Raw genomic sequence first — 18565 nt, 5'->3', positions numbered from 1 at the left:
ATCATGGTCGTCGTGGCCACCGCCACCGCCGCCACCACCGTGGCCGTGGCCGTCATCGTCATCATGGCCATCCCAGCCACCGCCACCACCGTGGCCGTGGTCGTCGTCGTCGTCGTGACCATCCCAGCCACCGCCACCGCCGCCACCGCCGCCACCGCCGTGGCCATGGTCATCATCGTCGTCGTAGTCGGGGCGTCCTCCGCCGCCACCGTGGCCGTGGTCGTCATCGTCGTCATGGCCACCCCAGCTGCCGCCCCCGCCAGTGGAAGCATGGTTGCCGCCGGTGTTGTATTCGCGGTCGAAGGACGAACGGGCGTTGATCGGTGCGTAGTCCAGGACCACCGGGCGGACAGCATCGACGTCGGCAGAGGAAACGTCGCGGAGGCCGGCTGCGGCAAGGGCAGCCTCGGGGTCGCGGACAAAGTCCTCGGCGGCATCGGGATCGTTGAACAGGCTCATCAGGAACTGCACGAGCTGTTGTGCGAGTGTTGGCATTGGAGTGCTCCCTCAAATTCTGTGATGGGTGGTGAATGGCCCGGCACCTTTGCCCGGCTCTCCTTCAACGTATGACCGGGGCAGGGAACGGGTCATCGGGGGTGGTCCCCCTACCGCGTCCCTCACCGTTAGGGGATGGCCCGGTTCTCCGTTAGGGGGTGGAGGGGTTTGCCGGTCACGGAGGTGGGTACCCATCCCCCAGTGCCAGGCGCAGACGGGCCAGGAGTTCGGAGCGGTTTTCAGCTCCCAGGCGTCGTCGCATACGCGCCACGTGATGCTCCGCCGTCCGCGGTGAAATATAGATGGCTTCCCCGATTTCCCGGTAGGTCTTCCCTTCCAGGAGTAGCCGGGCCACCTCACGTTCCCTGGCGCTGAGCCCGGACGGATCCCCCGCCGCTGCGCCCGGATTCTCAACAGCAGGGGCGCCCGCAACCTCGTTCCGAGGCTCCGCCGTCCGGTCATGGCCCGCCGCAGCCGGAGCACCCTGCGGGTGGATGTCCCTGGCGCAGGCCAGCAGCCGCACCATCTCGCGTCGTTCCTCCGCATGTGCGGCAGCGTGGCCCGCCAGCCGCGCCCCTTCCCAAGGCATCCCGACGCCGGCCAGCCCGCGGGCCGCAGCTTCGACGTCGGGCGCTTCAAACCGGCCGGCCAACACCGAAACCCAGGCTTTGCCGCCAGCGGCGAGGACAGCTGCCAGTTGGCTGTGTTCGGAAGCCCGCACCAGTGCGGCAGCGTGAGGCGCCAGCCCGGCGGGGTCTTCGCTCAACAGCGCGGCCTGCACTGCCGCCCAATGCACGGGTACCGACCACAGCGGAGGATTGCCCAGCTTGCGCAGGAGTTCCCATGCAGCGTCCAGATAGTGCGCTACGCGACGGGTCTCCCTCAACCTCGCAGCAGCAATCATCAGCTCACCCCACGGCAGCAGGCTGTAAAGATCCACGGACACGTGCATCATGGCTTCGCGTGCCTTGTCCCACGCCACTACCAGCCCGTGGACGTCGCTGCCACGCCGCGCCAACCCCACCTCCAGCGCTGCCAGCATCAATTCATCGCGGGGCACCAAAGACCAGTGGTTGGCCTTCACGGCCTCATTGATGGCCAAACGGGCCTCGTCAGCGTTGTCCTGCTGCATGGCTGACCAGGCCTGCAGGAGGAACAGCCGGGGACGGGCAGCATCCCCACCCTGGCCCGCAGCCAATGCAGCCCTGAGCACGTTCTCCGCTGAGGCAGGTTCCCCATTGTGGAGTGCGCACAGTGCTGCCAAGGCCCCGGGTGTTTCCGGCAAGGGAATGGCTGCAGCTGATGCGTTCATCATGTCCGAGGCCCTGATCAGCTCAGGCAATGCCGCATGCGGTGCGGGGCCAAGTGTCTGCCGAAGACCCTCCTGGGTGAGGGCCAAAGCCACAGCAAGCAGGGTGGGTGACCCGGAGGGCGGACCGGCTGAGAGTATCTCCTCCGCCCGTCCCGCATTTCCGGAACCGATCATGGCCACCGCGGCCAGCGGAGCGGACCCGTCCAACCTTTCCGGGCCAAGCCAACTGTACGTTTCGGCACTCCGGGCCAACATGCCGCGCTGCGCCCATACCGCCGCTGCCACGTCCACGCCCAAGCGGAGGTCGGGCGGCTCAGGCAGGGCAAGAAGCCTGTCTACGATCCTGCCGGCTCCGTCCAGGTCCCCGGTGGCAGCGGCGGCCTGCGCACGCTTAGCAGAGTTCTCCAGCCCGCTGTTCCCGGCCAGAACCGCTTCGGCATAAAGATCCACGGCCAGCTGCGGATCCGTATCCAGCGCGTTGTTTGCTGCGTCCTCAAGTTCCGCCGCAACGCGGGCGTCCTGTAACCCGCTCCTGGCGAGATCCCGGGCAAGATCGTCCAAGGGACGTCCCTCGGCTACGACCTTCTCCACCAGTTCCCTCTGCAAGGCGCGGAGGTGGGGCGTCGGGGTTCGTTTCAGCAAGGCATAGCGGGCCGTCCCCACTACCGTTCCGTCGGACAGCAGCAGGCCTGTGTCCCTTGCCGCAGCAACGATCGCTTCCAGTCCTTCCTGGTTCTCAAGGCTCTGCGGCAAGGGTGCGGGCAGCATGAATCCCACGGACAGGGCAAGCAACAGTTCGCGGACCACGGCAGATTCACCGGTCAGCTCCGAGATGCCCGGCAGGCCTGACTCGTCACTGGGGAGGGATTCCATGAGCGGGTGATCGGGTGGCCCGGGCAGAAAGTGCCCTGGCTGATGGTCATGTCCCGTCATGGGCTAGACCGCCGAGACCAACGCCGGGTCCGCAACCGGGGCGGTTTCCGAAGGTACGGGTGCGGGATCGGCGGTGGGTGGCGTGGCCGGGTCAAGCGTCGGCTCCGGCAACACCGGAGGCGGGTCCTGGGTAACGGTTGGTTCGGGCTGCGGCACCGTTGGCTCCGGCGACGGCGACGGTGGCGGGGGCGTGACCGGGTCCGACGGAGTGCCGGGCGGGGTGGTGGGCTCTGTAATTGGCGGCGGTGTGGTGGGAGTTGTGCTGGGAGGAGGATCTGTGGGTCCGCTGGCAGCACCTCCAGTGGGTGCTGGCGAGGGCGTAGCGGCAGGCGGGGTGGTGGCCGTGCCGGGAGTGGTGGGGGTGCCCGGCGCGGCTGCACTGCCCGTCCCGCCGGTTGAACCCGTTGAGGTGCCGGCTCCCGGTCCGGAGCCCGTGCCGGCGCCCGTGCCGGCGCCCGTGCCGGCGGCAGATCCCGCGCCGGATCCTGCGGTGTTCCCGGCTCCGGACCGGGCCGGACTCTTTCCCGTGCCGGCCCTGGTGACGCCGTTCCTGGCGCTGGCCTCAAGTCCAGCCGCGGGGTTTGCAGAAGCCGGAGTCTCCCCGGCCTTCCCCGCACCAGCGCCACTGCCTTGGCCCGCGGAGGCCTGCGCGCCGTCGTCGCGCATGACGTCGGGAGCCTGGTTGCCGAACATGGTTGCCAGCAGCCCGCTGCCTTCAGGGCTTTGGGCTGCCGTAGCGGTGGCGATGGTCAGGACCGCCGCGGCCGCCGCGGCAGCTGCAGCCATCCGGACGCGCGGCCGTGAGGTGTGCCGGGCAGCTTCTGCTGACCGATGCTTCAGGACTCCCAAGGCTGGAGCATGACTGGCGACGTTTGGCCGGTGCGCTGCGTTGTCAGCGGTACCGGCGTTGTCAGCGGTACCGGCGGAAAGTGCAGCATCCGATTCTGCCGCAGGGCCGACGGCAGCTACGGCGGCACCACAGCAGATGGCGGACTTGGGATCGGCGTCCACGGCGATGGGCCGGCCAAGTTCCACGGAAATCAGCTCGGCCACCAAGGGAATGCGCGAGGAACCGCCGATCAGCAACACCGCACTCAGATCCTGGGCGTCAACGTTGATGCTCCGCAGGCTTCGTTCCAGTGCCAGCACAGTCTTCCGGAGGGGTTCCTCGATCAGCGCTTCGAATTCGGCCCGCACCAGGCGCACGGACTGCTGGAGTCCGGGGAGTGAGACCGACACACTGGATTCGCTGTCCAGGGACAGGGCTTCCTTGGCCTCGCGGCATTCCCGACGCAGCCGGGACAGGGCTGCCAGCATCTGAGGCGACATCGGATCCGTGTCCGCAGCAAGGCTGAGGTGGCCCATCACGTGCCGCAGCACGGCGGCGTCGAAATCGGCACCGCCCAGGGTTTCAATACCGTCGGGACGGCCCAGCAGCTCGAAGTTTCCGGTTCCTGCTTTGCGGAGGATGGCGGTGTCGAAGGTGCCGCCACCGAGGTCGTATACGGCGATGATACTGCCGTCCTCCACCCGCGTCTGCGAGGCGTAGTGCAGGGCTGCGGCCTCCGGTTCGCTGATGAGGCTGACGTCCCGGAGACCCGCAGCCGTGAGCGCTTCCAAGACCAAGGACATGCGGTGCTGCCCCCACGCCGCGGGATGCGTCATGATGATCGACGACGGCGCACTCCCCTCGCGCTCACGGGCCCTGTCCACCACCCACCCCGCCATGGTGGCGTACACATCCTCCGCGGCCAGCCATCGTTCTCCCACAGCAAGGGGAACGGAGTCACCTATCCGGCGTTTGAATTCCCGCACCATGTTGTGGGGATCGTCCAAGCCCCTGCGTTCAGCCGCTTCGCCTACCAACACCCGGCCGTCGTCGGCGTAGAACAGCACTGAGGGCACGGCACTGCCGTGCAATCCCAACGGGAGGACTTCGGGGGTGGTGCCTTGATCATTCTTAACCAGGGCTGCAGCGGTAAAACTCGTCCCGACGTCAATGGCGAGAACATAGCTCATGGGTACCTCGAAAGAACACGGCGCATCGCTGGCGGACTGCATCACAAGCGGGTTCTGAACAAGTTAGCACCTGCCCCGGAGGGGTAAAAGGCTTAGTTGCTACACCAATTTGTCATGGTTGATACACCGAATTGTCATTATTCAAGACCACTCACAGCATGGAGGGACAAAGCCCCTGCTCAGGCCGGTTTACCCCTTCTAGAGCCCCGAGTAAGAGTGCAGGCCGTTGAAGACCGTGTTCACCAGCGTGAAGTTGATGATCACGCAGGCGTAGCCGACGATCGACAACCATGCTGCACGGGTGCCGGTCCAACCACGGGTGGCCCGGGCGTGCAGGTAGCCCGCGTAGACCACCCAGATCACGAAGGTCCAGACTTCCTTGGGGTCCCAGCCCCAGAAGCGGCCCCACGCCTTTTCGGCCCAGATGGCGCCAAACATGAGGGTAAACGTCCAGCCGATGAAGGCGATGGCGTTGATGCGGTAGGAGAGGTTCTCCAGGCTCAGCGCGTTGGGGACCAGGCGCATGAAGCCCAGGTTGTCTTTACGGCCGGCGGCAAGGTTCTTCTGGCGGTGCGACTGCAGCAACTGCAGCACGGACATGGCGAACGTCAGGGTAAACAGTGCGGAGGAGAGCACTGCGATGGAGACGTGGATGATCAGCCAGTAGCTCTGCAGCGCCGGAACCAGGTGGCCCACCGGGGTCCAGAAAGCGGCCGAAGCGGCTACGAGCATGATGATGGCCAGGCCGATCACGAACGTTCCCAGGAACCTCAAGTCGCGCCGAATGAGGACAATCAGGAACACAGCAACAGCAACAAACGCGCCGGTAGTGAGGAACTCGTACATGTTGCCCCACGGCACGCGGCCCGCACCGAACGCACGGGTTACAACGCCCGCTCCATGAATAAGGACACCCAGTACTGTCAGCGCCACGGCCACGCGGGCAGGGGCGCGGCGTTCGCCTGCGTACTTCATGTCGCCGGCGGCGGTGCCGCCCTCAACGGTGAGGCCCGACGTCGGACGCTCGGCGCGGCCTGCCGGCCCACCGGCGTCGGGACCTCCCAGGCCTCCTGCGACGCGGCCTGCAGCAACCGTGACCTTCTCCTCGGCGGTGCTGGCCGCCGCCTTCAAATCCACGGCGCGAAGCATTTTGCTGCTCTTGGCCAGGTCCCAGGCAAAGGCGATGAACGCCACGGTGTACGTGCCGGCGGCCAACAGCATGAACAGCTCGCTGTACTGGCCCAGGGTTTCGTTGATGACGGGCATTACTGGTCCTTCGAGGTTGAGGAAGATCCTGCTGTAGTTGTAGCGGTGTCCTGCGCATCCGGGATGTTCCATTCCCGGGCAAAGATTTCACGAAGAGCGGCTGCTTCGCCGGCCAGGCGGTGGTCTTCACCACGTGCCAGCAGGCCGTACTCCACCATGGTGCGGCCGTCCGCATGGGTTCCGGTGCGGACCCAGACGCGGCGGCGGTTGATGTAGAGGGACATGACCAGGCCACCGACTGCGAGGAAACCGAAGATCAATGCATAGAGCTGGCCGGGGTTGTGGTGGATGTCCACGCCTATGTACTTCTTGACGCCATCGAAGGTGATGCTTCCCTTGCCTTCGGGCAGGTCCACCGTGGCCCCGGGTTTCAGGGTGATGCCACCGGCGGCGAGGTCGCGGGCGTTGAGTGGCTTCAAATCCTTGACGTCCAGTTCGAACACGTTCTGGGGAACGCCCTTGTCCAGGCCGAGGTCACCGTAGAAGGAATTCAGGCTCAGTTGCGGGTTGAAAAGTTCCGGGGAAGCACTAAAGGAGACGCCGTTCTCGGAAGGGAAAGCCGTCGGAAGGAAGAAGCCAACAAAACCGAGCTGTTCCGGCTTGGCGTCGGGGACCTTGATCACCACGGAGGAGTAGTAGTTATCGCCCTGGACCTTGGCAATGACCGGACCCTGGAACGAAATGTTGCCCTCGCCGTCGCGGACAGTGACCAGCGGCGCGTAGCCGTTGCCGGTGAGGTAGAGGCTGGTTCCTCCGAGGGAAACGGGGTCATTGACCTTCAGCGTTTCCTTCTTGCCTGGAGAATCCGGGCCTTCCTTGGTGGTCACCTCGGCTGTGTAATCGATGGGCTGTCCGGCTTTGCCGGGAGATTCCCCGCGGTCGAACGTGGCCTGGAACTTATCCAATTGCATGGAGTAAGGCTGGAGCGAACTGCTTTGGAAGTTGGTTCCCGGAGTGAATTGGTCATAGCCCACCAGAGTGTTGACGAACGTGTCACCCTCCACCAGGATCCGCTGGCCGCTGTAGCCGTACAAGCCGCCAATGGCCACCGAGACCAGCACCCCGATCAGCGAGGTGTGGAAGACCAGGTTGCCTACTTCCTTCAGGAAGCCGCGCTCGGCGCCCAAGGACGGCAGGGCGCCGTCGACGTCCCTGACCTCAACGCGGTAGCCGCGCTTCTTGAGCAGCCCGGCGGCATCGTTGATGGCCTTCGACGCCGGGATCCCGGCGTCGGCGGGCAGTGCCAGGGTGCCGTACTCCGGCAGGCGCGAAAGGCGCTTGGGGGTGCGCGGAGGCTGGGACTTCATGGCCTTGTAGTGCGCGATGGCGCGCGGAGTGACGCAGCCGATCAGGGAGATGAACAGCAGGATGTAAATGGCCGAGAACCAGGCCGACGAGTAGACGTCGTACAACTGCAGGGCATCAAGAAGTTCGCCGTAGGACGGGTTGTCCTTGATGTACTGCGTGACCACCGACGGGTTCGCCGGCCGCTGCGGGAACAGGGACCCCGGGACCGCGCCGACTGCAAGCAGGAGAAGCAGGAACAACGCAGTGCGCATGCTGGTCAGCTGGGTCCATGCCCACCGGAGCATGTCTTTGAACCCGAGGGCGGGCAGGGCTGCCTCGGACTTGGCCTGCTGGAGTTTTCCGTCCGCTGCACTTTCGGCGGCTGGTGACTTCTTCTTGGCTTTCACGGACTCGCTCATCAGATTGGCAACTTCACGTCGTTTTGGAACCAGTACTGCAACTCGGTCACCCAGGTTCCCCACACACCGGTGGCCACCAGGATGCCGAGCAAAATCAGGATGCCTCCGCCGATCCGCTGGATGGCCAGCCGATGCTTGCGGAAGAAGGACATGACTCCCATGCCCCGGCGGACGGCCAGCGCAATCAAGAGGAACGGGATGCCGAGTCCAAGGCTGTAGACGAACGCCAGAAGCGCGCCTTTGGCCGCCGAGGAACCACCGGACAAACTCAGCAACTGTACCGCGGAGTACGTCGGACCAATACAGGGCGCCCAGCCCAGGCCGAAGGTCAGCCCCAGGAGCGGCGCGCCCCACAGGCCGGCCGGCGGTTTGGCGTGGATCTTCGCATCACGCTGCAACCAGCTGAAACCGCCCATGAACACCACGCCCATGATGATCACCAGGATGCCCAGCACTTGGGTGATCCAAGCATTTTGCGGGCCGGTCAGCAGCGTACCCAACTGCCCGAACGCGCCTCCAAGGAGGACAAAAATCACGGAAAATCCCAGGACGAACAGTCCTATTCCGGCCAGCATGCGGCCGCGCCGCTGCTTTTGGAGGTCGACGCCGGTCAGTCCCGTGACGTAGCCGAGGTACCCGGGCACCAGTGGCAGCACGCAGGGCGAAAGGAAGGAGACCAGCCCGGCCAGCAGTGCCACCGGCACAGCCAGCAGCAGCGATCCATTGAGGATCGTCTCGGCGAAGGGACTGTTCATGGGGGCTACTCGGCCACTGCGGAGGTGATGAGGGCTTTCAAGGTGCTCTTCTCAATCTCGCCGAGCACGCGGGAGGCAACCTTGCCATCCTTGTCCAGGACCAGGGTGGTGGGAACTGCGCCCGGAGGCACGATGCCGGACACGGACAGGAGCACAGCCCCGTCCTTGTCGTTGAAGCTGGGGTAAGTGATGTTGAAGGTTTTGTCGAAGGCCTCGGCGGTAGCTTGTTCGTCGCGCAGGTTGACGCCGAAGAACTGGACACCCTGGTCCTTGAAGTCCTGGTGCAGCGCTTCCAGCTGGGGCGCCTCGATGCGACAAGGTGCACAGGCAGCGAACCAGAAGTTCAGGACAGTGACTTTGCCCTTGAGGTCCTCGGGCTTGACCGTCTCCCCGTTGAAGAGGGTGCCTTTGAGTGCCACTGGCGCGGCACGGTCCGCCTTGGCGAACTCCGTCACCGAACCATCGCCGGCTACGTAGTTTTTGTTGTCGCCCGCCTTGGCTTGCTTGGCCAGGGAATCTTCCTGCGCGCAGGCGGACAGGCCCATGGTCAGTCCTGCCAGGAGGACGCCGCCTGCAGTCAACGCGCTGCGACGTGAGAGGTTGTTGTCCATCTTCTATGCCCCCGGGGTGCTCGCCGCGCCGGGAAGCAGGACGGCTGCGGGTTCGGTGTACTCAACCCGCACGATCTTGCCGTTCCCATCCAGCGTCAAAGAGGTCAGGGATGTGAGGGTGCATTCGCGCTTGCGGGGATCGTGTGCCAGCCGGCGTCCCTCTGCCGTCAAGCGGGTTGACCAAATGGGAAGCTGGTGGCTGACCAGGATGGCTTCGGCGCCATCACCGCCCAGTTCAACTGCCTTGGCCCGGGCGTCTTCAACAGCAGCCAGCACCCGTGCCGCTTGCTGTTTATACGGCTCGCCCCAGGAGGGACGCAGCGGATTCCGGAAATAGAGCCAGTGCTTGGGCTTAAGGAACTCGCTCCTGGTGGGGTGGAGCCCCTCAAAGTGGTTCTCGGCCTCGATGATGCGGGGCTCCGTGGTGATCTCCAGGTTCAACGCCTCTGCCGTGGGCATGGCTGTTTCTTGGGCACGGGTCAGCGGCGAGGCCACCAAGTGGACAATCTTGGCACCCTGGGCAGCACGAGCCACAAAGTGGTCGGCCAGCATCCGGGCCATCTCCCGGCCACGTTCGGAGAGGTGGAATTCCGGCAGGCGACCGTACAGGACGCCGTCGGGATTATGGACCTCGCCATGGCGAAGCAGGTGGACAGTTGCTTGGGGCATGTTTACCAGTTTCTCAAAGAAGCGGGACGATCCGAAATCTTCTACCGCTAGTAGAACTCAAAGTTTTTCCGAAATGTTCCCCGGAGTTGGAATAAAAGATGCATATGCATGTTTATACTGGACACGAAGCTCGGTTGACGTTTCAAGCAATCGACCAGACCGGGCAAGCACGCAGTACCTACCAATCGATATAGGAGCAACACCATGATGACTCTCCCCGCTTCCGTCACCACCGGCACCTGGACCCTCGACGCTTCCCACAGCGAGATCGGCTTCACCGTCCGCCACGCAGGTATCAGCAAGGTCCGCGGCCAGTTCAAGGACGCCTCGGCCACCCTCGAGGTCGGCGAAACCCTGACTGATTCCAAGGTCAACGCCACCATCCAGACCGCCAGCTTCGACTCCGGCGACGTCAACCGCGATGGCCACGTCAAGGGTGAGGACTTCTTCGATGTGGAGAAGTTCCCGGAAATCACCTTCGTCTCCCGCCACGTCAAGGCCAACGGCAACAGCTTCGACCTCGTGGGCGATCTCACAATCAAGGGTGTGACCAAGGAGGTTTCCATCGAGACCGAATTCAACGGTGTCGCAGTGGATCCCTTCGGCAACACCCGTGCGGGCGTCTCCGGCGAAACCACCATCAGCCGCAAGGACTTCGGCCTCACCTGGAACGCCGTCCTCGAAGCCGGTGGCGTCCTGGTCAGCGACAAGGTTGTCATCAACTTGGAGCTCGCTTTCATCGCACCGGCTGCCGCATAGTCCCTCCCTCCCGGCCCGGGTGCACGGGTCCCGCCCTTGTTTGTTACCCCCGCCGCACAACGCCGCGGCTGACCAACAAGACGCTGATCCCAAGCGCAGCATGCCAAACGGCGCCCTCCACAGTTCACTCTGTGGAGGGCGCCGTTTCGCATATCCGTAAGTCACCCCGCAATTGTTCGGCAAACAGCCTGTATTTACCTGCGAGTTGGCTCCGAAGTTCCTATGCAACCCTCAACCCGCGGTCTACAGTGATGCCATGAGTACCCCAGACGAAGCACCACAGCCACAGCAGCCCGGCTCCCAGCCTCCGCAGCCCGGCAATGTTCCTCCTGCGGGTTACCAGCCTCCGCAGGGCTACCAGCCACCCCAGGGTTACCAGCCGCCGTCGCAACCGGGGCAGTATTCCCAGCCCGGCCAGACCCCGCCCGGTTCACGCCCGGGGCAACCCGGTTTCCACTTCGAAATGCCCACCGACGGGCCCCGCAACTTCAATGACGTCATGCCCCAGGGCGGCTTCTCTGGAATGTTCAAGACCCAGGGCCTCCCCACCGAGCTGAAGGTTTCCTACTTCATCTGGGTGATCTCCGGACTCCTGGGCCTCCTGTTCGGACTCATCGGCTTCTTTGCCATCATCGCGCTCTTCGCCTTCGCCCCCGGCGTTGCGGGGATCCTCTTGATCATCCTCATCCTCACCCTCGCTGTAGCTGCGGCCCAGGTGGTCCTGGCCATGAAGATGAAGGAGGGGAAGGAGTGGGCCCGGCTCGCCCTCACCGTCGTGGCCGGCATCTCCTTGCTGCTCACCATTTTCAGTGCCGCCAGCGCAGGAGGATCCAGCACGGGCCTGGGCAGCAACTGGTTCGGCTTCCTCGTCAGCGCGGTAGCCGTAGTCCTGATGTGGCTCCCCAATTCGCAGCTCTGGTTCAAAGCAGTCAAAGGTCATGCATAGCGCAGACGCAAGTGTCGTCGTCGTTCGCTGAACGGCTGCATGTGCGCAGAAGGCCGCGGTAGTCCTCCCGGATTACCGCGGCCTTCATCATGCAGGCGTAAGCCAAGATGATGATTTTTGCCTTGAGCAGGAAATTCCCGCGTGGGATCATCTGCAGCGTCAGACCCGGGAGGTACGGTGGAAGCAGAACCACGCTGGGGGCAGGGTCATTTTGCTGATCCCGGCGGCCGCACCCGCAGTCGAACAAGCAAAGGAATGCCATGAGCAACCCTCCGTACCCGCCGTCAAACCCCGGCGATGCCAACCAGCCCGAGCAACCGGGCACCCAGCCCGCTGCTCCCTCAGCGCCGCAATACGGCCAGCAGAGCCCCGCTGCACCGCAGTACGGCCAGCCTTCCGCGCCGCAGTACGGCCAGCAGAACCCTGCCGCACCGCAGTACGGCCAGCCCGCCGCTCCCCAGTACGGCCAGCAGTCCTCCCCCTACGGCCAGGCGCCCAGCGCTCCGCAATACGGCCAGGACACCAACTGGCCCAGCCAGCAACCGGGCCCCACCGCTGTGCCGCCCATGGTGAACTACGCCTTCTGGATGATCATTGCAGCCGGTATTCTCTCCGCCATCAGCTCACTTTTGTTGGCCACCACCGGAGCTGACGCTTTCATCAACGCCATGAACCAGCAGGCATCCCAGCAGGGCACGGACATCCCCGCGGAATCCATGGAAGGCATGCGCGGCGTGATCGGCGTCAGCGCGGTAGTCGGCGCCATCGTGGGCCTTGGGCTCTACGCGCTGGTCGCTTTCCCTGTTCGCAAGGGCAAGAACTGGGCCCGAATCCTGGGCACCGTCTTCGCCGCAATCTCCGTCCTGGGTCTCACCAGCCTGTTCCAGTTTGGTGCCACGTACGGCATCCTGCAGCTGATCGTGATCCTGCTGGGCGTTGCTGCGATCGTCATGCTGTACCTGCCGGCGTCGGCTCCTTACTTCCGCAAGGCACAGCCGTTCGGCAACCCGTACCAGAACCCGTACGGCCGCTAAGCACTTCCGAATACCCAAACGCGGGCGTGGACCCGGCGAAGGCTAAACAGCCTGGCCCGGTGTCTGCGCCCGTTGTGCGTGGTACGCCAAAATTTGAAGCTCCGTGGCCATGTCCACCTTGCGAAGGTTCACATGCGGAGGGACCTGCAACAGCACCGGCGCAAAGCTGAGGATGCTCCGGATGCCGGCGGCAATCACGCGGTCGCACACAGCCTGGGCTACTGTGGCCGGCAACGCCAGCACCACCATGTTGGTGTGGGTTCTCTCCAGAACCCGCTCAAGTTCCGCCGAGTCACTCACGCGCAACCAGCCAACTTCATTGCCGATCACCATGGGGTCGGCGTCAAAGATCGCTACGACGTCAAAACCCCGGGACTCAAAGCCGCCATAGCGTGCCAAGGCTTTGCCGAGGTTACCGGCGCCCACGATCGCGACCTTCCAGTCGTGCGTCAGGCCTAGAGCGGCGGCAATGTGGCGGCTGAGGTATTGGACTTCATAGCCGACACCGCGTGTCCCGTAGGAGCCCACGTACGAGAGGTCCTTGCGCAGTGTGGATGAGCTGACGCCCGAGGCCTCGGCCAGCGCCTCCGACGACACCCGCTCCACGCCTTCAGCCAGCAAAGAGTTCAGCGCGCGCAAATAGAGAGTCATCCGGGCCACAGCCGCGGGCGGGATCTGCTTGGTGGCAGGTTCGTTGTCCCCGGCGGCAGCCTCCGGGGACGGTTCCAGCGCAGTCACGGTATTCTCCATTGCGTCGCTTTGTTGTTCCACTCTATGACCCCCGGCCGGAGTCAACAAAAGCAACTACTAGCGGGTAACCCCACCTTCAGTCCTCCAGGACCTTCTTCAGGGTGCGGGTAAGCCGTTCCTCGTCGATCTTCCAGAAATCGCGCTGGATACCATTCACCAGCACCACGGGAATCTCCTCCGCGAAGCGCTGCTGCAGTTGCGGGTCGCCGTCGATCCCTTGTTCGGTCCACTGCACGCCAAGACTTTTTGTGACACGCTCGACGGCGGCACGCGCCTCGGTGCACAGGTGGCAGTCAGCTTTGGTCAGGAGGACAACGTCGGGAAGAGCCATGCATCTAAGGTACCGGCCCAACCCTCTCCCACATCCCACCCCCTCCCCACCGTCCCTCTCCCACATCCCACCCCTCCCCACCGTCCCTCTCCCACATCCCGCGCCTATCCCACCGTCCCTCTCCCACATCCCGCGCCTATCCCACCGTCCCTCTCCCACATCCCGCGCCTATCCCACCCGTGCGCCCTCAACACCGGCCCCGGCTATTGACTAGACTCAAGGCATGCCCGAGGAGAAGAACGCCGCCGTGGTCGCAGATGCCTTGGTGCAGAAGGACATCGTGCATAAGCGCACAGGTGAAGCCGCATTCTTCGACGTTGATAACACTTTGATGAAGGGCGCCAGCCTCTTCCACGTAGCCCGCAAGATGTACGAACGCAAAGCCTTCACGCTGTCGCAAGCCGCGGGTTTCGCATGGAAACAATTCAAGTTCGTCATGCGCGGCGAGAACATGGACGACGTCCACTCCGTCCGCGACTCAGCATTGACCCTTGCCTCCGGTATCACGGTGGATGACATCAAAGCCTTGGGCGAGGAGGTCTACGACGAAATGATCGAGTCGCGGATCTGGCCTGGAACCAAGGCCTTGGCGGAGCAGCATCTCAGGGTGGGACGCAAAGTCTGGCTCGTAACGGCCACACCCATCGAGGTGGCAACCGTCATTTCCACACGGCTCGGACTGACCGGCGCCCTTGGCACAGTGGGTGAAGTGGAAGATGGCATGTACACAGGGAAGCTCGTGGGAGATATCCTGCACGGCCCCGCGAAAGCAGTCGCAGTCCAGATCGTGGCAGACAGGGAAGGTCTGGACCTGGACCACTGCTGGGCTTACAGCGATTCCGCCAACGACATCCCCTTGCTTACCATGGTGGGCCATCCCGTGGTCATCAACCCCGATGCGAAGCTGCGGCGGCATGCCCGTGAGAATAACTGGCCCGTTTACGACTTCCGCGCCGGCCGCCGGGCAGCAACGCTAGGGCTAAAGGCCGCCACGGTGGGCGGAGCGGTGTACGGACTCTGGCGTGGCTTTTCACGGTTCCGCGGCCCCCGCATCTGACCCTCTCCCACATCCCTCGGGCATCAACCCAGCCCTCTCCCACATCCCTCGGGCTTTAACGCAACCCTCTGCCACATCCCTCGGGCTTCGACGCAACCCTCTGCCAGATCCCGACAACGGCTTTAGCGACCTGTGGATAACTTCCCATGCCTGAGGCGTTTCTGGGCAAGAATGCCAGTTATGCAAAAAGCCGCACCCCTTCCGCTCCAAATGATCGACGCGCCGTTTACTCTCGCCGAGGCCGAGGCCGCAGGCCTGAAGCAATCGCACCTCTGGAATCGCAGCAAAATACTGGGGGTCAGCCGCGGCCTTTATCGGCCGTCGGACTGGGATTTCGAACTGTCGGCGGCAGCACGATCGCTGTCGGCAGCAAGTCCTGGCGCCTGGATCTCCCATGTGACGGCCGCGAGACTGTATGGAGCATCCCTTCCACCATGATTGTCAGATTCCAACGAACTGCATCTCAGCAAGCCGAGGCACCTCCCGCCGGTGCGGCGCAAAGGAGTGATCGGACATACGCTGGTAGCCTTCGACGACGAGATCGAGTGGGTCGACGGCATCCGAATGAGCACCAGGGCGCGGACCTGGTTGGATCTCGCCAGGCGCCTTCCGCTTCCTGAGCTCGTCTGCATGGGCGACGAACTCATCCGCAAGCCCCGCTCGGAATTCGAGGATCGCGATACCCCTTTCACCACACCGGACGCGCTCCGCCAGTTAGTGGACAAGCACAAGAACCTGCAGGGCGTTGTTCGGGCAAGAGAAGCCCTCGACTTGATGCGTATCGGCTCCGATTCCGCGCCGGAGTCACTGCTCCGATTGGCGATGTTGGACGCCGGCATTCCCGAACCGGAACTACAGGTGCACCTCCGCCCCAAGGACCCATTCTCGCCGTCCGCAGACTTGGGCTTCCGATCTCGACGCCTTGCACTACAGTACGACGGCGGTCATCACCTCGGGCGGGAACAGATCTTTAGTGATCGGCGACGCGACAAGGCATTTGAAGCAGCGGGCTGGGTAGTCCTCAAGTTCGGTAAAGATGACCTGGCGGACAACTTTCGGTCAGCCACCCAGAAGATCAAGGGTGCTTTGCGGTCAGCATGGCAGGATCCTGCGGTCAGTTCAGGCTTTTCCCGGGGGACGTGAAAGAGGGTTCCCATCAAACCCGAGGGACGTGAAAGAGGGCCAGCGTCAACCCCGAGGGACGTGCAAGAGGGCCAGCGCCAAACCCGAGGAACGTGCAAAAGGGTTCCCATCAAACCCGAGGAACGTGCAAAAGGGTTCCCATCAAACCCGAGGGACGTGAAAGAGGGCCAGCGCCAAACCCGAGGGACGTGAAAGAGGGTTGGCCTCAAACCCGAGGGACGCGAAAGAGGGCCAGCGCCAAACCCGAGGGATGTGGAAGAGGGTGCAAAAATGCCCGCCGCCTCGAGAGGCAACGGGCATTCACGCTTGATGAAGTATCTCTACTTCTTATTGCGACGCTGGTGGCGGGTCTTGCGAAGCAGCTTGCGGTGCTTCTTCTTGGCCATACGCTTGCGGCGCTTCTTAATAACTGAACCCACGAAAGTTCCTTACAAACTAGAAGTTCCTGTCTGTTGGAACAGATCCGCGGAAGCAGACAAGTACAACTGACAGATTCTTACATTGACGTAAAACGTTCCTTAACAGAGTACCGCTTCAAAGGGGCACCCTGTGACCACGGTCCGCGGGACGGACCCATGGAGCCTCAGGCGGTCTCGGATTGTCCGTCCACCACAGCACCCTTGAGGTACTGGGCTACGGCCTCTTCAGGAACCCTGAAGGAACGGCCGAACCTGACGGCGGGCATTTCCCCTGAGTGGACCAGGCGATACACGGTCATTTTGGAAACACGCAGGACGTCGGCCACTTCGGCCACCGTCATGAAACGCGCATTCGAGAAGTTAGTCTCTGCGGACATTTCCCATATTCCTTTGCTCTCAGACAGTAGGACACCCCCAGTAGAACGGTGTGCCGATGCTGAGCCATCCAACAACCATGTGCTAGATACTCTAGAGGCTGATGGGGCCAATGTGAAAGCATTTCCGCAAAGTGGGACCACACTTCCTCCCTCCTCAGCTGACCTGCAGCTGACCTGCCGCGCCCCCGCCGCTCACCCGCAGCGCCCGATTCGTGGGCTCGCTGCCTGGAGTGCCGGGCGAACGGCCTGTTGCGCAGCAAAGCCACGAAACGGAGCCGGACCAACCAACCGCCGCGCCGGGATACTACGGGGCAACCACCGCGCGGCGCTTCCGGGCCGAGGCTGCCAGCTGCTCCAACACCGAGGCCGTGACGTCCCATTCCATGCACGCATCCGTGACGCTCTGGCCGTAAACGAGCTCCTGCTCGCCGGAAAGTTGCTTGGCCACATCCAGGTTCTGCGCTCCGCCCACCAGGAAGCTCTCCAGCATGACACCGGCGATCGGCGAGCTCTCCCCTGCCTCAAGCTGAGCACCGATTTCCAGGGCAACCTCTGCCTGGCGGTGGTGGCTCTTGCCGCTGTTGGCGTGGCTTGCGTCCACGATCAGGCGCGGGTTCAGCCCCTTGGAGGCGAGCTTGGCGGAAGCAGCTGCAACATCGTCCACGGAGTAGTTGGGCCCCTTGCGTCCGCCGCGCAGGATCACGTGGGTATCCGGGTTGCCGGAGGTTGCGACGAGAGCCGCGCGGCCGTCGTCGTCGATCCCCAGGAAGGCTTGCTCAGCGGCAGAGGCGCCGCAAGCGTCAATGGCCACCTGCAGATCGCCGTCGGTGCCGTTCTTGAAGCCGATGGGCATGGACAATCCGGAGGCGAGCTGGCGGTGGATCTGGCTTTCGGTGGTGCGGGCACCGATCGCACCCCAAGAGACAAGGTCAGCCATGTACTGCGGGCTGATGGGCTCCAGGAACTCGGTGGCCGTGGGCAGCCCGAGGGCAGTGACCTGCTTCAGGAAGCCACGGGCTGCGCGCAGGCCCGCAGCGATGTCATGGCTGCCATCGAGGTGGGGATCGTTGATGAGGCCCTTCCAGCCAACCGTGGTGCGGGGCTTCTCGAAGTAGGTCCGCATGACGATCAGCAGGTCTTCCTTGTGCTTCTCCGCCTGGCTGACCAACCGGCGGGCGTATTCGAGGCCGGCCTTGGGATCGTGGATGGAGCACGGACCAACGATCACCAGCAGGCGGTCGTCAACGCCGTCCATGATGGCTCGGACCTGGTCACGGCCGCGGTCGACGACGGCAGCTGAGCGGGCATCCAGCGGCAACTCAGCGATGAGGTCATGGGGCGCCGGAAGCGGCTCGAAGCGGGCCACCCGCAAATTGGAGGTAGCGGGCTGTGCTGCCTCTGATGCGGAGTCAAGCGAATCGGTGGGTTCTGCGGCGATGCTGGTCATGTCTGGGTCCTGTTCCGGGATGCGGAGCGGGCCCCTTTTCAGAACCCGCCGGATATGGCGAAGGGCAGAGAATGATCTCTGCCCTGTTGGCTCTGAAGGAAGTTGGATGCGTGTCAGTTAGACGCGGGCCCCTCCAGAGCCAACGAAAAATACGCATACCAACGGTTTGTCATAGCCACACCATAACCGCGGTTCTTCACACCGGGCAAATTGCGTCCGTCATGATGACAAAAGTTTGCGCAGGAACTGCAGTTGCCTGATCCAGTGGTGTTCCTGCCCGCCCTCGTGGTTGTTGAACCGGTATACCTCGATGTCCTTTTCGGGCGCACCGCCGGAAACCCCGTAGTTGTTGTAGCTGGCGAAAACGGTGGACGGAGGGCAGATGTCGTCCATTTGGGCAGCTGAGAAGAGTGCAGGCACGGTGGCAGCACGGCCCAGGTGCACGCCGTCGAAGTAGTTGAACACCGCCAGCATCGGCTCATATTTGTCGCGGTGACGCCCCAGGAACCCGGCAATTTCCGGGTACGGGCCGCGCG

At 63.6% G+C, this 18565-nt stretch carries 20 protein-coding genes; 6 read left to right on the top strand and 14 right to left on the bottom strand.

The window, feature by feature from the left end; all coding sequences use genetic code 11:
* From HP499_RS08070 to HP499_RS08035, 8 genes are all read right to left on the bottom strand, one after another.
* On the bottom strand, positions 1–495 hold a 495-nt coding region (locus HP499_RS08070), incomplete at its 3' end, for an IniB N-terminal domain-containing protein (protein ID WP_216659848.1).
* A gap of 175 nt (positions 496–670) precedes the next feature.
* Positions 671–2740, bottom strand: a complete 2070-nt coding sequence (locus HP499_RS08065; RefSeq protein WP_172323579.1) for a LuxR C-terminal-related transcriptional regulator — start codon at positions 2738–2740, stop codon at positions 671–673.
* A 3-nt stretch (positions 2741–2743) separates the two neighbouring features.
* The gene (locus HP499_RS08060; RefSeq protein ID WP_172323577.1) at positions 2744–4759 is read right to left on the bottom strand and encodes an Hsp70 family protein; all 2016 of its coding nucleotides are present in this window, start codon (positions 4757–4759) and stop codon (positions 2744–2746) included.
* Positions 4760–4957: 198 nt separating this feature from the next.
* On the bottom strand, positions 4958–6025 hold the full coding sequence (gene ccsB / locus HP499_RS08055; RefSeq protein WP_172323575.1) for a c-type cytochrome biogenesis protein CcsB: 1068 nt from the start codon (positions 6023–6025) through the stop codon (positions 4958–4960).
* Positions 6025–7731: a cytochrome c biogenesis protein ResB gene (locus HP499_RS08050; protein WP_172323573.1), complete on the bottom strand. Its 1707-nt coding sequence runs from the start codon at positions 7729–7731 to the stop codon at positions 6025–6027. Before HP499_RS08050 ends, ccsB begins: the two co-directional genes overlap by 1 nt.
* Positions 7731–8486 carry a cytochrome c biogenesis CcdA family protein gene (locus tag HP499_RS08045; RefSeq protein WP_172323571.1) on the bottom strand — a complete coding sequence of 252 codons (756 nt, stop codon included), beginning with the start codon at positions 8484–8486 and terminating at the stop codon, positions 7731–7733. The genes HP499_RS08050 and HP499_RS08045 overlap by 1 nt, the downstream gene beginning before the upstream one ends.
* 5 nt (positions 8487–8491) lie before the next feature.
* Positions 8492–9097 carry a TlpA disulfide reductase family protein gene (locus HP499_RS08040; RefSeq protein WP_089596070.1) on the bottom strand — a complete coding sequence of 202 codons (606 nt, stop codon included), beginning with the start codon at positions 9095–9097 and terminating at the stop codon, positions 8492–8494.
* Between the two features lie 3 nt (positions 9098–9100).
* Entirely contained in the window at positions 9101–9766 is a 666-nt protein-coding gene (locus HP499_RS08035; protein ID WP_172323569.1) for a histidine phosphatase family protein, read from the bottom strand.
* Between the two features lie 207 nt (positions 9767–9973).
* On the opposite strand from HP499_RS08035, the gene HP499_RS08030 reads away from it, so the two are divergent.
* The 3 genes from HP499_RS08030 (at position 9974) to HP499_RS08020 (ending at position 12505) form a co-directional block, all read left to right on the top strand.
* Positions 9974–10525 (top strand): YceI family protein, encoded by a 552-nt coding sequence (locus tag HP499_RS08030; RefSeq protein WP_172323581.1) that lies wholly within the window; start codon positions 9974–9976, stop codon positions 10523–10525.
* A gap of 256 nt (positions 10526–10781) precedes the next feature.
* Positions 10782–11471 (top strand): hypothetical protein, encoded by a 690-nt coding sequence (locus HP499_RS08025; RefSeq protein ID WP_172323568.1) that lies wholly within the window; start codon positions 10782–10784, stop codon positions 11469–11471.
* Positions 11472–11731: 260 nt separating this feature from the next.
* Complete coding sequence (locus HP499_RS08020; protein WP_172323566.1) at positions 11732–12505, top strand: hypothetical protein; 774 nt, start codon at positions 11732–11734, stop codon at positions 12503–12505.
* 42 nt (positions 12506–12547) lie between these two features.
* Here the strand turns inward: HP499_RS08020 and HP499_RS08015 are convergent, their stop codons facing one another.
* Entirely contained in the window at positions 12548–13255 is a 708-nt protein-coding gene (locus tag HP499_RS08015; RefSeq protein WP_216659847.1) for a redox-sensing transcriptional repressor Rex, read from the bottom strand.
* A 76-nt stretch (positions 13256–13331) separates the two neighbouring features.
* A complete protein-coding gene (locus HP499_RS08010) occupies positions 13332–13586 on the bottom strand; it encodes a glutaredoxin family protein (RefSeq protein ID WP_172323563.1) in 255 nt (84 codons plus the stop codon).
* A gap of 223 nt (positions 13587–13809) precedes the next feature.
* Between HP499_RS08010 and HP499_RS08005 the strand changes: the two genes are divergently transcribed.
* The 3 genes from HP499_RS08005 (at position 13810) to HP499_RS08000 (ending at position 15786) form a co-directional block, all read left to right on the top strand.
* A complete protein-coding gene (locus HP499_RS08005) occupies positions 13810–14643 on the top strand; it encodes an HAD family phosphatase (protein ID WP_172323561.1) in 834 nt (277 codons plus the stop codon).
* A gap of 180 nt (positions 14644–14823) precedes the next feature.
* On the top strand, positions 14824–15081 hold the full coding sequence (locus HP499_RS25460; RefSeq protein ID WP_309138355.1) for a hypothetical protein: 258 nt from the start codon (positions 14824–14826) through the stop codon (positions 15079–15081).
* On the top strand, positions 15082–15786 hold the full coding sequence (locus HP499_RS08000) for a DUF559 domain-containing protein (RefSeq protein WP_309138354.1): 705 nt from the start codon (positions 15082–15084) through the stop codon (positions 15784–15786). It begins immediately after the preceding gene.
* 320 nt (positions 15787–16106) lie between these two features.
* Here the strand turns inward: HP499_RS08000 and HP499_RS07995 are convergent, their stop codons facing one another.
* From HP499_RS07995 to HP499_RS07980, 4 genes are all read right to left on the bottom strand, one after another.
* On the bottom strand, positions 16107–16205 hold the full coding sequence (locus tag HP499_RS07995; RefSeq protein ID WP_003792170.1) for a 30S ribosomal protein bS22: 99 nt from the start codon (positions 16203–16205) through the stop codon (positions 16107–16109).
* Positions 16206–16369: 164 nt separating this feature from the next.
* Entirely contained in the window at positions 16370–16582 is a 213-nt protein-coding gene (locus HP499_RS07990; protein ID WP_017199160.1) for a helix-turn-helix domain-containing protein, read from the bottom strand.
* 304 nt (positions 16583–16886) lie between these two features.
* Positions 16887–18029: a 3-deoxy-7-phosphoheptulonate synthase gene (locus tag HP499_RS07985; RefSeq protein WP_172323559.1), complete on the bottom strand. Its 1143-nt coding sequence runs from the start codon at positions 18027–18029 to the stop codon at positions 16887–16889.
* A gap of 219 nt (positions 18030–18248) precedes the next feature.
* Positions 18249–18565 (bottom strand): acetylxylan esterase (locus HP499_RS07980; protein WP_172323557.1); only part of this gene is annotated, 317 nt, incomplete at its 5' end.

Origin of the sequence: Paenarthrobacter sp. CM16 (genome assembly GCF_013179505.1) — a bacterium.
GTDB lineage: Bacteria > Actinomycetota > Actinomycetes > Actinomycetales > Micrococcaceae > Arthrobacter.
The sequence above is the reverse complement of the archived record's forward strand: the minus strand, read 5'-3'. Positions and strand labels throughout refer to the sequence as shown.

Coding starts and splice junctions, on each gene's coding strand:
- HP499_RS08065 (WP_172323579.1), bottom strand. CDS start 2,740: ATGACGGGACATGACCATCAGCCAGGGCACTTTCTGCCCGGGCCACCC.
- HP499_RS08040 (WP_089596070.1), bottom strand. CDS start 9,097: ATGGACAACAACCTCTCACGTCGCAGCGCGTTGACTGCAGGCGGCGTC.
- HP499_RS07990 (WP_017199160.1), bottom strand. CDS start 16,582: ATGTCCGCAGAGACTAACTTCTCGAATGCGCGTTTCATGACGGTGGCC.
- HP499_RS08025 (WP_172323568.1), top strand. CDS start 10,782: ATGAGTACCCCAGACGAAGCACCACAGCCACAGCAGCCCGGCTCCCAG.
- HP499_RS07985 (WP_172323559.1), bottom strand. CDS start 18,029: ATGACCAGCATCGCCGCAGAACCCACCGATTCGCTTGACTCCGCATCA.
- HP499_RS08050 (WP_172323573.1), bottom strand. CDS start 7,731: ATGAGCGAGTCCGTGAAAGCCAAGAAGAAGTCACCAGCCGCCGAAAGT.
- HP499_RS08060 (WP_172323577.1), bottom strand. CDS start 4,759: ATGAGCTATGTTCTCGCCATTGACGTCGGGACGAGTTTTACCGCTGCA.
- HP499_RS08020 (WP_172323566.1), top strand. CDS start 11,732: ATGAGCAACCCTCCGTACCCGCCGTCAAACCCCGGCGATGCCAACCAG.
- HP499_RS08035 (WP_172323569.1), bottom strand. CDS start 9,766: ATGCCCCAAGCAACTGTCCACCTGCTTCGCCATGGCGAGGTCCATAAT.
- ccsB (WP_172323575.1), bottom strand. CDS start 6,025: ATGCCCGTCATCAACGAAACCCTGGGCCAGTACAGCGAGCTGTTCATG.
- HP499_RS08030 (WP_172323581.1), top strand. CDS start 9,974: ATGACTCTCCCCGCTTCCGTCACCACCGGCACCTGGACCCTCGACGCT.
- HP499_RS25460 (WP_309138355.1), top strand. CDS start 14,824: ATGCAAAAAGCCGCACCCCTTCCGCTCCAAATGATCGACGCGCCGTTT.
- HP499_RS08015 (WP_216659847.1), bottom strand. CDS start 13,255: ATGGAGAATACCGTGACTGCGCTGGAACCGTCCCCGGAGGCTGCCGCC.
- HP499_RS08005 (WP_172323561.1), top strand. CDS start 13,810: ATGCCCGAGGAGAAGAACGCCGCCGTGGTCGCAGATGCCTTGGTGCAG.
- HP499_RS08045 (WP_172323571.1), bottom strand. CDS start 8,486: ATGAACAGTCCCTTCGCCGAGACGATCCTCAATGGATCGCTGCTGCTG.
- HP499_RS08010 (WP_172323563.1), bottom strand. CDS start 13,586: ATGGCTCTTCCCGACGTTGTCCTCCTGACCAAAGCTGACTGCCACCTG.